The sequence below is a fragment of the Allosphingosinicella deserti genome (genome assembly GCF_003012735.1).
GTDB classification, from domain to species: domain Bacteria; phylum Pseudomonadota; class Alphaproteobacteria; order Sphingomonadales; family Sphingomonadaceae; genus Allosphingosinicella; species Allosphingosinicella deserti.
The window spans coordinates 1-14634 of record NZ_PXYI01000012.1 but is presented as its reverse complement, the minus strand read 5'-3'; the positions used below and the strand labels follow the sequence as shown (position 1 = coordinate 14634).

Annotated in this window: 9 protein-coding genes and 1 pseudogene; 2 read left to right on the top strand and 8 right to left on the bottom strand. The window is 66.0% G+C overall.

Going from position 1 to position 14634, the window contains the following annotated elements; all coding sequences use genetic code 11:
• Positions 1 to 39 precede the first annotated feature (39 nt).
• From C7I55_RS24885 to C7I55_RS24855, 7 genes and pseudogenes are all read right to left on the bottom strand, one after another.
• Complete coding sequence (locus tag C7I55_RS24885) at positions 40 to 3105, bottom strand: HsdM family class I SAM-dependent methyltransferase (protein WP_106515762.1); 3066 nt, start codon at positions 3103 to 3105, stop codon at positions 40 to 42.
• A complete protein-coding gene (locus tag C7I55_RS24880; protein ID WP_146151139.1) occupies positions 3102 to 3476 on the bottom strand; it encodes a hypothetical protein in 375 nt (124 codons plus the stop codon). The genes C7I55_RS24885 and C7I55_RS24880 overlap by 4 nt, the downstream gene beginning before the upstream one ends.
• A gap of 134 nt (positions 3477 to 3610) precedes the next feature.
• A complete protein-coding gene (locus C7I55_RS24875; protein WP_106515760.1) occupies positions 3611 to 4918 on the bottom strand; it encodes a methyltransferase domain-containing protein in 1308 nt (435 codons plus the stop codon).
• Positions 4918 to 6399 carry a hypothetical protein gene (locus tag C7I55_RS24870; protein WP_106515759.1) on the bottom strand — a complete coding sequence of 494 codons (1482 nt, stop codon included), beginning with the start codon at positions 6397 to 6399 and terminating at the stop codon, positions 4918 to 4920. Before C7I55_RS24870 ends, C7I55_RS24875 begins: the two co-directional genes overlap by 1 nt.
• Positions 6400 to 6462: 63 nt before the next feature.
• Positions 6463 to 7035: a nucleoside monophosphate kinase gene (locus C7I55_RS24865; RefSeq protein WP_106515758.1), complete on the bottom strand. Its 573-nt coding sequence runs from the start codon at positions 7033 to 7035 to the stop codon at positions 6463 to 6465.
• A 453-nt stretch (positions 7036 to 7488) separates the two neighbouring features.
• Positions 7489 to 8545: pseudogene (locus tag C7I55_RS24860) on the bottom strand (IS630 family transposase).
• Between the two features lie 372 nt (positions 8546 to 8917).
• A complete protein-coding gene (locus C7I55_RS24855; protein ID WP_199193054.1) occupies positions 8918 to 10930 on the bottom strand; it encodes a serine hydrolase domain-containing protein in 2013 nt (670 codons plus the stop codon).
• A 362-nt stretch (positions 10931 to 11292) separates the two neighbouring features.
• Here C7I55_RS24855 and C7I55_RS24850 point away from each other — a divergent pair, with 362 nt between their 5' ends.
• The gene (locus C7I55_RS24850) at positions 11293 to 11958 is read left to right on the top strand and encodes a hypothetical protein (RefSeq protein ID WP_106515757.1); all 666 of its coding nucleotides are present in this window, start codon (positions 11293 to 11295) and stop codon (positions 11956 to 11958) included.
• Between the two features lie 398 nt (positions 11959 to 12356).
• Here the strand turns inward: C7I55_RS24850 and C7I55_RS24845 are convergent, their stop codons facing one another.
• On the bottom strand, positions 12357 to 13280 hold the full coding sequence (locus C7I55_RS24845) for an NmrA family NAD(P)-binding protein (RefSeq protein ID WP_106515756.1): 924 nt from the start codon (positions 13278 to 13280) through the stop codon (positions 12357 to 12359).
• Between the two features lie 259 nt (positions 13281 to 13539).
• Between C7I55_RS24845 and C7I55_RS24840 the strand changes: the two genes are divergently transcribed.
• Positions 13540 to 14517, top strand: coding sequence for a DUF5681 domain-containing protein (locus C7I55_RS24840; protein ID WP_106515755.1), 978 nt, complete (start codon positions 13540 to 13542; stop codon positions 14515 to 14517).
• Positions 14518 to 14634: the final 117 nt, after the last annotated feature.

The following is a 14634-nucleotide window of genomic DNA, read 5'->3' as shown; positions in this document are numbered from 1 at the left end:
GCAATACAAGCTCAGGTAAAAAGCGTTGCGGGCGCCGCGTCAGTTAAGTGCAAGGGTGTGCGGCATGTCCCATCGAGGGAGCGCGCCGACGACGTTTACAACGCGAACTCGCTCAGAACGTATGTCGTCGAGTATGCGACGAAAGTCGATTTGGGCGTGCGAGCGTGTCCACTGGCGCCGCTCGTCGGGCTTGACGATGTAAATGGCAGGCGAGGCGTATACGCGCATGCTGCGTCCAGTGCGGAAGCTGGGGGGACCACCAATCCCACGTTCGGCAAACAGCCCCGTTTCGAATAAGTCCGGATCGACGATGGCGAAGCCGTCTAGCGGCCTAGTCGGCCCGTCTTGAATCTCAAACCGCATTGCGACGACGTCGGGGGAGACCCGGAGCGCTCGGCTGACGACTGTGCGCGCCGAGCTCGTCTCGCGGAGTGCCGTGTCGAGCCAGTGGGCGAGTTCGCTACCGTAATCGTGAAGTTGAGCCGCGGTGACCCGGTCGACCTCGATCTCGCGCTCCTGCCGGGAGTCGAGAAGGATGGGCCGGGTGCGCGGGAGCGCGTCCTCAATGATCGCTCGGTCGTGGCTCCCCAGGCCGTAAAGGTCGAGCACCATATCGTCCGCCGCGGCGAGCAGCGTCGCGCTCGGACGCTCGCCGAGCGCTCTGAGGACCTCCGAAAACCTGCTCCTGACGGTCGCCGAAAGACTAGAGAGGTCTGGAACTGCCAGGGCCTCCAGGTCGATTTTCTCGATCTTTGGCTGCTTAAGACCCGTGTTGGACCCGCCAAGCGCGAGCAGGAAAGCGATAATCTTGGAATTGAGGATGAGCGCTAGCGTATCGGCGAGCAGGGGGTCGTGGCCGGCGAAGGACACACCGGTGAACGAGTGGGTGAACACCGCGTCTTCGTGAAGCACGGCGGCGGAGTAGCGGCCGCGCTGGAGAGCGCGGGCAAAGCCAGCTTCAGGGCACAGCACGAGCGGCGCCCGGTAGGTGTCGCGATCGCGCGCGCGGTGGACGTGCTGCAGGTCGAAGCGGCGGATGCGGCGGGTGTGGCCATAAACGGGGCGATAGGCCTCCATGTCGATGAACGGGAGGCCCGCGAGCGCACTAGCGTCGCCCTTGCCGCCGCCCCCAACCTGCAGTCCCTCCTGGATCCGGACGCCAGCCGCCCTGCACCATTCGCCGAGGCGAGTTAGCGTCGCGGAGTGCTGGATCGACTGGACGACCTCGAACTCTCGCGCGTTGCCGAAGACCGCAGCCTTGAGGAGGACCGGATCGCCGGCGACGCTTGCCACTCTCGGCTGCTGGTAGTCGTCGCTCGAAAGCTCTAGCACGCCGTTCCGGCGGAAGTGGCGGCTCCAGGGCACGTTCGCGACCTCGACGACCGCGTCATCTGCGGGCTCGCCCACCGTTCCGCAGAACATCAGCGCGGGCCCGGCGTTTACCTTGCCGCCATTCACGCGGGCGACAAGCGATGGGAACAGCCCCTCGTTCCGTAACTGCGAGAAATTCACGAGCTTCACGTCAGTGAAGCTGTGGAGGAGCAACCGCCGGGCCTCCGTCGCGACCCGGTCCTTGCTGAAGAAGGGGGTCGCCTTCATCAGGAGCGCCATTCGGCTACCAATCGAAGCGTGCCGGCGCGCCTGCCACAAGAACGCCCAGTCCGGTGAGCGGCGTGGCTGGACCACCTTGTCCTGAGTCGGGCGTCTGTCGTCAATCCCGGCGGCGCCTGCGTAGGTCCAAGGAGGATTGCCGACCACGACGTCGAACTGCTGGTCGCCGAGCGGCGCGTCGAAGAAGCTCGCGTGGAGCAGGTTGCGCCCAATCAGGTGGTCGAATCTGAGCCAGGTCAGGTCGTCCGCGTGCACGTCTGGATCGAGCTCCAGCGCGGCCAGGTATAGGCTGAACGCGGCCACCTGGAGGGCGCCCGCATTGATGTCGACCCCGAAGATCTGGTCGCGAAGCACGGCGCGGACGAGTTCGCGCGAGTTCGGCTCCACGCGAGAGCGCAGCCAAACCAGGCGTCGCATGGCTTCGACTAGGAATACGCCGGATCCGCAGGCAGGATCGAGCACTTTTGCCCTTCCAGATACTCCGTCCATGACCTGATCTAGCGCCAGATCGACCAGATTAACTGGGGTATAGTGAAGCCCCTGCGCGGTGGCGGCGTCGCCGGCGATTGAGTGGGCGAACTGCTCGTAGATGGATGAGACCAACTCCACGGGAATGAAGTCGAAGCGGAACGGGAACGCGCTCAACTGGCCGGTCTCCGCGGCGTGGCCGTCGAGAAAATCGGCAAGAGTCGCCAAGTGCTCCTCGCAGACGAGCGAACGCTCGTCGTCCACGTCCGGTGGGAACAGATCGCCGTTGAAGGTGACACGTAACCAGTCGAAGAGCCTTGGGGCCGCCTCCATCGATCGGAGCGTGTCGCTCAGCCTCGTATGGCCGAACATCTCCTCAATCGCCGACGCCTTGAGCACGTTCCGGTCAACCAGATATTGGGAGAAGATCGTGCGGCCGATTAGCTTCTGCGCTAGGAGCGGTGGAAGGCCGGAGCGCGTAAGCTTGCGTTCGACAGCGGTGAGCTCACGAAGGAGGACAGCGTCAACTCTATGCTGGCGGTCGATGCGCCGGGCGAACTCGGAGGACCAGAACGCGCCGGTGTCGAACGCGAGACGCCCGCATACGGTCACCAAGTTCTCCATCCCGGCCCGCGTCGTCGTAGGGAACTCAGCCAATGTCACATCGGCGAGCCGGCCCGATGGACGGCGGTAGCTGTCGAGAATGAGCACGCGATCGTCGAGGTTGATCCAGAGAAGGGGCGCAAGCCCGACGTTCCAGGCCATCCGGTGGCAGTCGACGGCTGAGGCCTCGAAGAAGGGCGCACTCGTCGCGTCCACGAACATCAAGACCGGGGTCGAACCGCTGCGGAAAATGCCTTCGATAGCGACCGGGAAGCGGTTGCGGTCGAACAGGAAGGCATATCGCCCAAGCGCCGGATCGTGCGCCTGCTCTGGTGCCACGGTGATCATGCCGTCCGCCGGTCCGCCGTCGCGCACGAAGCCGGCCCGGCGGAGCGTGTTCCAGAAGGACCGGGACGCGCTCAAGCGACCTCCTCCGCATATCGCCGGACCTGTTCGGGGTATTGCCGCGCCAACCAGTCGACGAACTTGCTGCCCTCCGGCGCGATCATTCGCTCAACTTTGCGCCGCATGGTCGCGACCTGGCGCTTGGAGCGTCCGCGCTCACGGAAATCGGCGCCCGCCCGGGCGGACTTGTGCAGCGGAATGTCGGCGGAAAAGTTCGTCCAAGGCACCTCGGAGGGGCCCTCGCGCCCTGCGCGTAATGGGAAGGCGAGGAAGGTAACTGCATCCCCAGGTACGAACTCGCACCTGCGCTTGCATCCACGCCAGGCGGAGATCACACGCTCGTCTGCGTCTATGCCAATCTGCCGGTCGATCGACCGCTTGGCCCGCATTACGGCCCCCTCGCTCGAATGAGTCTCAATATAGACGCGGCGTACCGGCATCGCGCCAATCACGCGCGATAAACAGTTTCCCTTGCCGCCAACGTATCCCACCGCGACCCTATCGCATCTTACAGCGTTGCGCGTTAGTCCTTTTCGGATTCTGTCCACCGGAGGGTTGCCCCGGCCGATTGCCATTCCAGCGCCGCCTGTGCGAGGATGGCCGCCTTCGCAGCCTCGACTCTGCCGCTCGCTCGAGGACATCCTGCCAGCACGAGAGCGTCGTTCACTCCGAGCGGATGAAGGTCAAGCACGGACGCGCTGAGCCCAAGCACGCGCGCCTGCTGCAATCTGCGCCGCGCGAGCGCCTCGTCGCGGGTGGGTATGTTGAACAGGACCACGGCCTCGTCCGCAAGTCTGGCGAGCAGCGCAAGCTCGGCGTCGTCGATGCTGAATTGCATGCAAAAGAGTGCCGCCACCAAGTCTACGCGAAGGTCCTCGGATTTCACCTCTAAGGGCGAGGCGATGCACCTGAGCCCGCGCGACGCGAGGTGCGCCACCGCCTCGGGGTCGATTTCTAGCCCGGTCCAACTAGCACAGTGGATGTCATCGGCCAGTGGGAACTTGCCGCAGCCGATCTCGAAGATGCGTGGGAGGTCTGACAGAGTTCGAGCCACGGCGGCAGCAATCCGCCGCACGCGCGAGCTGTGCAGCAGCGGGCGTTCGGCGAGGCGTCGTTCGCGCCAGCGATTCACGCAGAGCATAGCCTCCGGCGGCAGCAGGGCCGTGGGGGTCGGGAGGTAGAGAAAGTCCATAAAACGGTGGCGTGGCGCGCCGCCGATCATCTCGATCGGCGCGCCGCCGCCGACCAGATCCTGGTATACTCCGCCGCCAATGTTCACGAACCGCTCGCCGGCCCTTTCTCGTGCGGCGCTCAGCCGGTACCGTTCCATATGACGCTCCACTGCGACGGTGCGCGGGATCGGCGTTCCCCGGGCGAGCGCCCGGATGAGCGCCGTGGCCTGGGCGAGCTCGTCTACTACATGGTCCGAGAGCCCGAAGACGAAGGGGTGCGTCCAGTCGGTCAGATCCTCCCCGAAGACGTCGGCGACCTTCCGGCGTCGGTAGTGGGTGTCCTCCGGCGCCCAAGTGATAATTGGAATGCCGCGCTGCGCCGCGAACATCATCTCCGCACCAACCCCAATGCCTTTCTCTTTCCTCGCGTCCACCAGCACGACGTCGCTGATTGACACGAGATGCAGGTCGCAGCCGAAATTAAGTGCGAAGTCCTGACGCCTGATGTCAGTCTTCGCCGGGTTGAGAAGCTCGACGGGAACCCCGACATCGGCGCGGATGAATTCCTCGTCGTCGGGCGTCCAAAAATGGTCGGGCGAGCGCGGGTCGCCAGCTCCCTTCCGAATGCTGCCCGACAGGTAGATGCGCAGAGGCGTCATCAGCTGATGACGTGCTGGATAGCCTCAACCAGCTCCTCGCCGCCCTTCACCGCCTCGGCCGCCATCCCCGGCAGCCGGAGGACGCCGCGGGCGAGACCCTTCAGCGTCGCGAGTTTGCTCTTCTTCTCCTCGCCCGTCGCTTTGGCGACCTCGGCGGCCGCCTCAATCACTGGCCTCTTCTCGCTTTCGTCGATGCCGCTCGCCGCAAGGGCGGTCAGGAACCTCTCGATGATGGGGGTGAGCTCCCGAAGGCTGGTGTCCTCCTGCCTGCTCAGCGCGTTGATCGTTGACTGGATCATGTCGCCGGCGACCACGCCGGTCATGGAATTGTTGCTGCCGGACTGCTCGACCTTGTTGTTCACGACGTGGACCTCCTGTTTCGCAACGTAGATCTGGGTAACTGGGCCGTGGTTCGCCGCGAGCTCTAAGGCGAAAAGGTCCCGCGGCGGAATAAATTTCGAGTTCGGGGGCACCGGGAGCTGAAACGCGGGCAGGCCCCATTCCGGTCGCGCGACGGATCGGATCTTCACCCCGATTAGCTCGCCCGGATGGCGGCTGTAGTCGGCGACGAGGGCGTCTCGCGCGATGACGTCGTCCAGTTTGTTCGCCATGAAGGCAAGGTGATCTACTAGCGCGAGCTTCACCCGCGGACTCGGCTCGTCGATGAACCATTCGATAGCCTCGATGCGCCGGTCTTCGAACGGCAGCGTCGCCAGCCCAAGGGCGAGTCCCTCCCTTGCGAATTCCGAAGGCTCGTGCGCCGGGTTCATGCGCTCAGTCAGCAAGTCGAGATACGCCGTGGCGGCGTCCCCGTCCTTGGTAAGCAGCCTATAGAGCCACCGGCGGACATTTGCGTGGGCCAGCAATTCGTCCGGCTTGCGCAGGATAGAGCGATAGGAGCCGTTTGGATTGCGGTATTCAGCCCAGATGCTGTATTCCACGTTCTCCGGGTCGTGATCGCCGACGGAGTTCCGCACGAGGTCTAGGTCGCCGAAGCGCTGGTCGATGGTCCTAGGGTTATCCCTTGCATAACCGCAGAGGAGGCACAGCCACTTACGCGCGAGCGCCTCATTCTGCCAGACCTGCAGATTGAGGTCGTCGCGCGAGGGCTCGCCACGAGCGTAAAGTTTGGCTGCGAGCTCGAGTGACGTTCCCCGATAGTCAGGCAGCCGGCTGGTCAGGCGGGCTATGCGGCCGTCGTCCGCGAGGCCGGAGAACGCTGCGGAGGCCCAGCCGCGGTTCTCCGGATCCTTCTCGGTGCGAAGCAGCGCGTCCTCCAACAGGCCGAGCTGGTCGGCGTCCTTCAAGAGCGCGACGAGCTTGTAGGCCCATCGCCGCACCTTGAGCTCGGGCGACGAGAGATGCGCGGCAAGCCCGACCTTTAGAAACGCGGGGTCAGTGAACGCCTGTCCACTTTCGAAGATCTCGCACGCGCGCTGCAGCCCCGACTTCACCTGCTCGGCGTCGTGCGACTCGAGCATGAGCTGGATGACGTGCGCCGTCTCCCGTGAAGCGGGTCTCCTGCGGGGTTGCCTTACAGCCACTCAGCGCCTCGGCATCGCCCCGACCGAGTTGAGGGCGCGCTCAACGTCGGCGATCACAGTGTCGGTGATGTCGGACGCATCGACGGTGATCAGCTGGGTGCGGAGTGGCAGCGATTGGAGCAGCGGGAGCTGTACTCGCTCGAACTCGTCGTCACGGCTGGCGATACGCTCGTCATCGTCGGCCCTTCCGCGCTTGGCGAGACGCGGGTGCGTGACGTCCGTCGGGCTGTCGAGGTGCAGCGCGACCACAGCGCGCCGTCCCGGCAGCGAGTCCACAAGCGCGGCGAACGGCCCGGCGGAGTTTGACCCGCGCGGATAGCCGTCAACCACGATGTCGGGCATCGCGCGAAGCCGCTCGTTGAGCCACGGGTAGAGCCGCTCGCTCGTTACCGTTCGCCCGCTGGCGATCGCCGCCCTCATCTCGTCTGGATCGATACCGATCTCCCCCAGGACAGCGGGGTCCTTCAGCATCTTGCCCAAGGCGAGATGGACGAAGCCGTGCCGCTCGGCGAGGAGGTCGCCGACAGTCGACTTGCCAGCGCCGGGCCGGCCGAAGAGTGTGATGAGAGTCATTCGAGCCCCGTTTGCCCAATAGCTTTCTAATCGCCTTTGCCGCGCCGGTGTGCGCCCCCGTCGCCGCTCAGCTGAACGTACCCTCGCTTACCTGGTCGGCACTGTCGCACTGCCCCCAGTCATCCCTAATGGCATCCTGATGAACCACCCACCTAAGGTCATCTTAGGCACTTAGACCCAAGTGGTCGGCGTATCAACGAGGTCCGGTGTGCCACCTGACGCTCGGAAGACGATCGAACATTCTCCGCCTTTTACAGGAGCTCAGCGTCTGCTCCGTCACCTGAACGAACAGCAGGAGGCTTGAGCCGGTTGCTCGAAAGAAGCGTTCCGATTGCCCGCCCCGGCAGGCGCCGAAGCCGCTGCCCTACTTGATGAACGAACGTCCTTTTACGAGGTCTCCTCACCCAAAAGCGGACGGGCAGCCCCCCAACAAATACCAAGTCTCGTTGATCCTCACCCATGAGCCCATTGGCGTATTCCGATGGACATGATTCGCCATGGCTGGTCGACGAGGCGATTCCAGGCAAAGCAGCAATGGTCGAGGATATCGTCGTAGGATTCGAAGATGCGGTTTGAGAGCCAGTTGTCGCGCATGAACTGCCAGACATTCTCGACCGGATTGAGCTCGGGGCATTTTGACGGCAGCGGCAACAGCGTAATGTTGGGGGGAATGACGAGCGCGCCGGAGCCGTGCCATCCAGCCTGATCGAGCAGCAGCACGGCGTGCGCGCCCGGTGCCACGGCGGCGGAGATTTCCACGAGGTGAAGCGCCATGCCCTCGGTGTTGCAGCGGGCAGCACGAGCGCGGCACCCTTGCCCTGGGCCGGACAGATCGCGCCGTAGATGTAGGCCGACGTTGTGCGCTGATCCTTGGGGGCTGATGGCCGCGTCCCGCGTCTCGCCCAGCGCCGGGTGATCCCGTTCTTTTGGCCGACCCGCGCCTCGTCCTGCCACCACAGCTCTATGCGTGTGCCGCGCGGGAGCGTCTTGCTGATCGCCGCCAGCTGGGCGGGGAAGTTTTTTTAAATGTCGCGATAGCGTCGACGCCCTGCGCGTGGTGGCGCGGCCGCGCCGAAAGCTTGCGGTAGCCCATCGCGCGCAGCTCCCGGCTCAGCGTCTGCTTGCTGATCGAGATCGCGAACTCGTCCCAGACCCATTGCGCAAGATCGATCAGCCGCCAGCGCACAACACCGTGCGATGCCGGGATCGGGCCGCTCTCGACGACGTCCGCCAAGGCTCGGCGCTGCGCATTGTCGAGCAGCGGCACACCACCAGGTGGAACGCCGTCGATCAGCCCATCGGGACCGGCAGCATTGAACCGCAAAACCCAGTCGCGGACGGTCTGCAGCCCGACACCGCCAACCCGCGCCGCATCGCTCCGCGTGCCACCTTCGTAAATGACCGCCAGAGTCAGCAGCCGCCGAACCTGGTTCGCATCCCGGCTCGCTCGCGCCAAATCCCGAACGTCTGATACCTGATAATCTCCCCGAAGCCCTATTGCCGCAGCCATCGCAAACCTCCCTCGGTCCGCGACCATTGAATCAGACATCAGCGCGATTGGGAATCCCTCGTGAGTCAGTGCTCATGAGATCTGGTATAAGCCATTGGTGCCACCTGAGCCGTTGGCAGCTATCGGGCTAAATTGTGGCTCGGAGAATGACTGGCATTGAGGCGCCAAGCGACCCGTCGAATTTGGGAGGCTAGAACGGCAGCTATGGCCGGAAGCTGCCGTTCGGCGGCTCGCGCGGTATGACCGCCTTTGGTCGGAAGCCGCCGATCTTCGGTGCTGCACTGAAGGGAAGTCGCGCAGGCCTCGTACAACAGGATTATCCGCGCCGTAGCTTTACCGGGTGATGGACGATGCAACGCCTTCCCCGCCCCATCACTCCCCCTCAAACACATATTCATGCTGCCCATCGCGCGCGATCAGCCGGCGCTTGCCGCCCTCGTTCGCCACCACCAGCGGGAAGCCGAGGAAGGTCGGATCGATGACGACCAGCGATGTCGTGCCGTCGTCATTGGCGCGGGTGCCGATCGCCATCGGCGATCCGGCGAGGGTCAGCGTCGCGCCGTCGGCGGTGCGGGTGAGGGCGAGGCGGCCGAGTTCGGGGCTGACATAGGCCGGCGCAAGCGCGGCGATCACCTTGGGATCGGGCGGCACGGTCAGCCGCTCGCGCTCCTTGGCGACCTCGGCCTTGATCCGCGCCGCGGCGGCGGCGACGTCGCCGACCGCTTCCGGCTTGCCGTCATAGACGAGCTCGAGCAGCCGGCGCATGAACGGGCGCAGCAGCGCCTGGCCGTTGTCAGAATTGGTGAGGATGACGGCGCCGAGATTGGCGCCGGGCACGATCACGATGTCGCTCTTGTAGCCGCCCATGCTGCCGCCGTGATGGACGACCGGCACGCCCCAGTAACTGTTGGTCTGCAGGCCCATGCCGTAGACGATGTCCTCTCCGACCGGCACGTTCGCCACCCGCCGCTCGAGCAGGTTCTTAGGGGATACCCATTGCCGCCCGTCGTCGGTCTTGCCCTCGTTGAGCTCGAAGCGGACATATTTGATCAGGTCGTTGGCGGTCGACCAGGCGCCGCCCGCCGGCCGGAACGGCGCGATCGCGCGGTTGAAGGCCATGCCCGCCTCGACGATCGGCGTCGGCTTGCTGTTCATGTCGTCGCTATGCGGCCGCGCCCAGTTGCCGGCGGTGGCCCGGTCGAAATCGAAGGTGGTGTTGCGCATGCCGATCGGCCCGAACACCTTCTCCTCCATCGCCCGGTCGAACGCCGCGCCGAGCTCCAGCTCCGGATGGACGATGTGGCCGCCGACATAGCCCGCTGCCGAAGCCATCAGATTGTTGTACTGGAAGACCTCGCCGAAGCCGCTGGTCGGCTGGGTCGCCGCGAGCTGGACGAAGGTGTCGGAGGCGGGGGTCTTGGCACTGGTGTTGAAGATCCACTCGAAATCCTTGCGCGGCAGGCCGGTGCAGGCACAGACCAGGTGCCGGATCAGCACTTTCGACGTGGTCTCGGAGCTGCCGAGCTTGAACGCGGGATAGACGTCGGTCACCGGCTGGTCCCAGCGAAGCTTGCCCTCGTCGACCAGCTTGGCGAGCAGCAGGGTCGCCATGCCCTTGGTGTTGGACGCGATCATGAATGTGCTGTCGGGATCGACCTTGGTCGGCTTGCCGAGCTCGCGGACTCCGAGCCCCTCCGCATGGAAGGTGCGGCTACGGTCGGTGAGCGCGAAGGCGGCGCCGGGAATGCCGAGCGCCTGCATCGATTGCTCCAGGAAGGTGCGAAGCTCCGCGATCCGCGCCGCGTCCATCGGCCTGGCGGCGTGGCCGGCGAAGCTTTCCCGCGTATAGCCTGCCGGGCGCAGGCTCGAGGCGACGAGGTTGAGCGCGGCGCCGCGCTTCTCGGCGGTCGCTTCCGATCCGGCGATGATCCCGACCGTCCATGCCGTGCCCTTGCGGAACGCGATCGCCTGCATCGCGCGTTTCTCGTTGGGCGAGACTTCGTAATCCACCGCCTGCCGCTCGTCCCAGCCGTTGCGCGCCGCGCGCATGGTGACGAGCTTGGCCGGCCGCGCCTCCGCCGGCGCGAACCGCGCCCAGGCCGCGGCCGCCGCCGCCTTGGCATCGGCGGCGGCGCCGACCTCGACGATCGCCATCCGGAAATCGCCCTCCGGCGCGATCAGCTCGACGATTCCGGGCGCCGTCCGCATCGACCAGCCCTTGGGCGCGGTGAAGGTCAGGCCGGAGGCCGTCTTGCTCGGCAGATCTTCGGAAATTGAAACGAGTTTTGCGGGCGCCTCGGGCGCGGCCGGGGCCGGAGCGGCCGCCGTCTGGGCGAGTGCGGACGTGCCGCAAAGCAACATCAAGGCCGTGAACGCAACGCGCATCTTCAATCCCCTCATTTGCCCCAGCTGCAGCGCAGCGCGGGCTGAAATAAAGCATGGTTAATACCGGCCGTCGACGCCGCATCTTCGCGCTGATTTTCTGGAGCGGCCGGGTGTCAGTGCCGTGTCGCGCGCCCGGCGAAATCGTTACGATTGTTTCGGGACCTTTGCCGGCATTAGGTGAGTGCGCGACGCGCGGATCCGCGCGCGGCAGGCGGAAGCCCGGCGGATCGATCCCTCGGGCAGTCAGCCGACCTGTTGAGGCTCATCGAGGTCGTCCCCATCCCCGCGGCCTGCATCCAGCGCCGGATTGATGTAGAACAGCGGCCTCGCCTTGGCTCCGGCCGCATCTCTGAAAGGCCGCGATGCTGCTCGCCCTGCTGACGTTCCTCTCCCAGGCGACCACGCCCCCACCGCCGACATTGGGCGCGATCAGCGCTTTGCCTCCCGAAGCGGCAGGCGAAGCGCTGCTTGGAGACCGCGAGCATAAGCGGATCGAGACAGTCGAGCGGGTCCCGCCCCAGTCGATGGATCTACCCGGCCTGGTGCGGCTCGATCTCTTCGAGCAGCCCGTCGAGGTGTCCGGCGGTTGCACGCGTCAGCGCTGGACCGCGACGTTTCGTCACGCCCGGGGCTCCCCGGAGAGCGAAGCGATACTGTCCAATGCCAGGGCGGTGACGGAAGTGGCGTTGCCCCATGCGTCGGGCTGTTCGAACGCCTCCTTCGTCCACGTCAATCCTGGAATGGGCGCGCAGGAAGCGCTGGATGCGCTCGCCTTTTTGGAGGACCTGCGAGCCCGCAGGTCCGCGGTTCACTTCTCCTGCTTGGACGAGACCCGCTCCAACCTGTGCCGCTCGGATAGACACATGCGGCGAGAGCTCGCCCGTCTCCCCGCATCGGTAGTCACCAAAGCCGGCGGCCAGACGGACGTGTGGCTCGGCAAACCCGGCCAGATCGGCATCACTGTCCGCTATTCCGATGCCGAGCGGGAACGGGTCGCAATCAGGCGCTCGATACCGGCGCCCTTCTAGAGCATCATGTTGCACTCGGATCACACGCCCGGACACATAGAAGCTTACCTTTGGGGACACTAACAGAATACCGTCTGCGGTCGTGCCTCACTGAACGCTGAAGCGCTCGCCGACCGCGGTGCATGGGTCACACGCCCGATTTCCAGCGCGAAGATCGCGAAGGGCGCGAAGGGTGTCTAACTCTCCTCGTCAGAGCACGATTTCCCGGCGGGGGCGGGCTTCCGCCCTGGCTGCTTCGCGTCACCGCCTGTCCTGAGGCTCCCGAAGGGCGGCCCTCGCGTGAAACGACGGCTCCGGGCGAGCGACTGGGCGTCGATTAGTTGGGCAATGCAACGATGTCCTGAGGTCACCGAGGTATTTCGCGAAACGCGGAGGCGGGGCGAGCCGCGCTCCCGATCCTACGCCCCTGACGGCCCGATAGCCTCCCTCAACACCTGCTCCGCCTTGGTCCAGCGGATGCCCGGATAACGATCATTGTCCAGCGGCCCGAGTTTGCCGCTCCCGTCCATCATGTCGCGCAGATATTGCATGCCCTGCCAGGCGGGGAAGACGGCTCCCGGTTGCGGCGCGATCCGCCGGGCGATCCCGATCATCGCGCCGAGCACGACGGCGCCGCCAGGGCGAACCAGGCGAAAGCGACGACCGGTCAGGCGTTCCATGGTCGCAGCGAGGTCGCGCGGGGTCACCTCGTCGCCGGCGATGCGCAGGATCCGCGGCGCCGAATCGTCCATCGCCGTCGCGGCGGTGAAGGCGGCGACATCGTCCTTGGTGGTGAAGTCGAGCGCCTGGTCGGGGCTGCCCCAGTGAAGCACCATGCGCGGGCCGCGCAATACGATCGGTGCCTGGCCGGCGAGCAGGTCGGCAAAGGCGCCGTTCAGGATCGATGTCGCGCGGATCGGTGCCGCATCTACCCGCGCCATGAAGCGGCGCCGCACGTCGAGATTGCGGTTCCGCCCCGGCTTGGTCCGCGTGAAGTCGAGCGAATAGTCGGACGGGATGAAGCGCGGCACACCGGCCGCGACAGCGGCGTCGAGCAGCCGGCCCTGCAGGTCGAGGATCGTCCCCTCCAACCCATTCAGCGCCGACACCAGGCACGCCGCCCCGCCGAGCGCCCCCTGCAGCGCACCGGAATCGCCGAAGTCGACCACTTCGACGGTCGCGCCGGTCGCCGCCAGCGCCGCCGTGTCGGTGCCGGCCCTCGCCAGCGCCACCACCTCCGCGCCCCGCGCCGCGAGCGCATGCGCGATCCTCAGGCCGAGGTCGCCCGTGCCTCCGGCAAGCGCGATCCTCGTCGGCGCCGCCGTCTCGTGAGTCACGGACATGAATTTTCTCCTCATCTCTGCGGCAGACCCGCGCGTGCCGATCGCCCGAAGGCCGCTTCGCTCCGGTCAGAGGCGATCCCGGCGCACGCGTCCAGTCGTCCTTTCGCCCAGGTCTCCCCGTGCGGTCACGCCGCAGACCTCGGTGCCGTCGCAGCGGCATTGTTGCTCAAATCGCAACTTCTCGTTGAACTTTCCCCAAGGAGCTGCTACAGAACAAAGCCAGAACACCTGGACGCAATGCACAGGAACGGAGACCAGCATGCCCGATCCCACCACCATCGCCCGCGCCGAAAGCGGCCAGTTCCTCCCCGGCACCAGCGGCAACCCGGCCGGCCGCCCGCGCGGGTCGCGCAACCGGGCGTCGGTGCTTCGCGATCTCGTCGACGGCGGCGAGGCGGCCTCGATCGCGCGGATGGTGGTGGAGCGCGCGATCGACGGCGAGTGGGCGGCGATGCGGATCCTGTTCACGCGGCTGTTCCCACCGGCACGGGAGGCGGCGATCGAGTTCGATCTGCCGGAAGTGACCACCCGTGCCGACGCCGTCGCCGCCAGCGCCGCGCTGATCGCCGCCACCGCCTCCGGCGAGATCACCCCCGGCGAAGCACGCAAACTGCTGCCTTTGCTCACCACCCACATGAAGATGATCGACGCCCTGGAGCGGGAGCAAAGCCGCAACGCCGCCGCCGACGCCGACGACGAGGCGCTGCCGGCACCAGCCGCCGCCCGCGAGCCCGAGACCTTGCCGTTTCTCGCGAGCCCGGCATCGGTGGCCGCCATGGACGACCGCGCGCCCTGTAAATCGCCTGTTGTTGCGGCAGACCCGGCCCACCGGATGCCGCTGACCCAGCCCGCCGATCTGAACCGCGCCACGTCTTCCGATCCGGCGCCGGCACGCCCGAGGCGCGGCGACGCAGAGGGCGCGGATCTTGAACGGCGCATCGCAGAGGGACCCGCACGCCACGACGCGCCGTATCCGCAGAGCGCCGCCTGTAAAAAGCCTGTATCTTCGCGCCGTGCGCCCGTTGCGGCCGAGCGGGGCCGCCCGCCGGAGACGCTTGCGCCCGATCGCGCCGACGAGGAGGACGCACTCGAGATGCTGGAGCAGCTCGCCGGAAGCTGGATGTCGCAATTCGGCTCCGGCCATCCGATTGGGACAGAGCTTACCGGTGCGCCCGACCAGGCCGTACGCCCCACCCGGATCGGGCGCGAGCCCGATCCGAGCGCCTTTAGAGCATGATCATTTTTCTGTGAATCTGGCAGGGGATTCCCAAAGGGCCTGGATCGTGATTCAAGGTGCTGGCTGGAAGGAGGCCAGCATGGATGACGCGGCCTTATTCAAATGATCTTCGCGAGC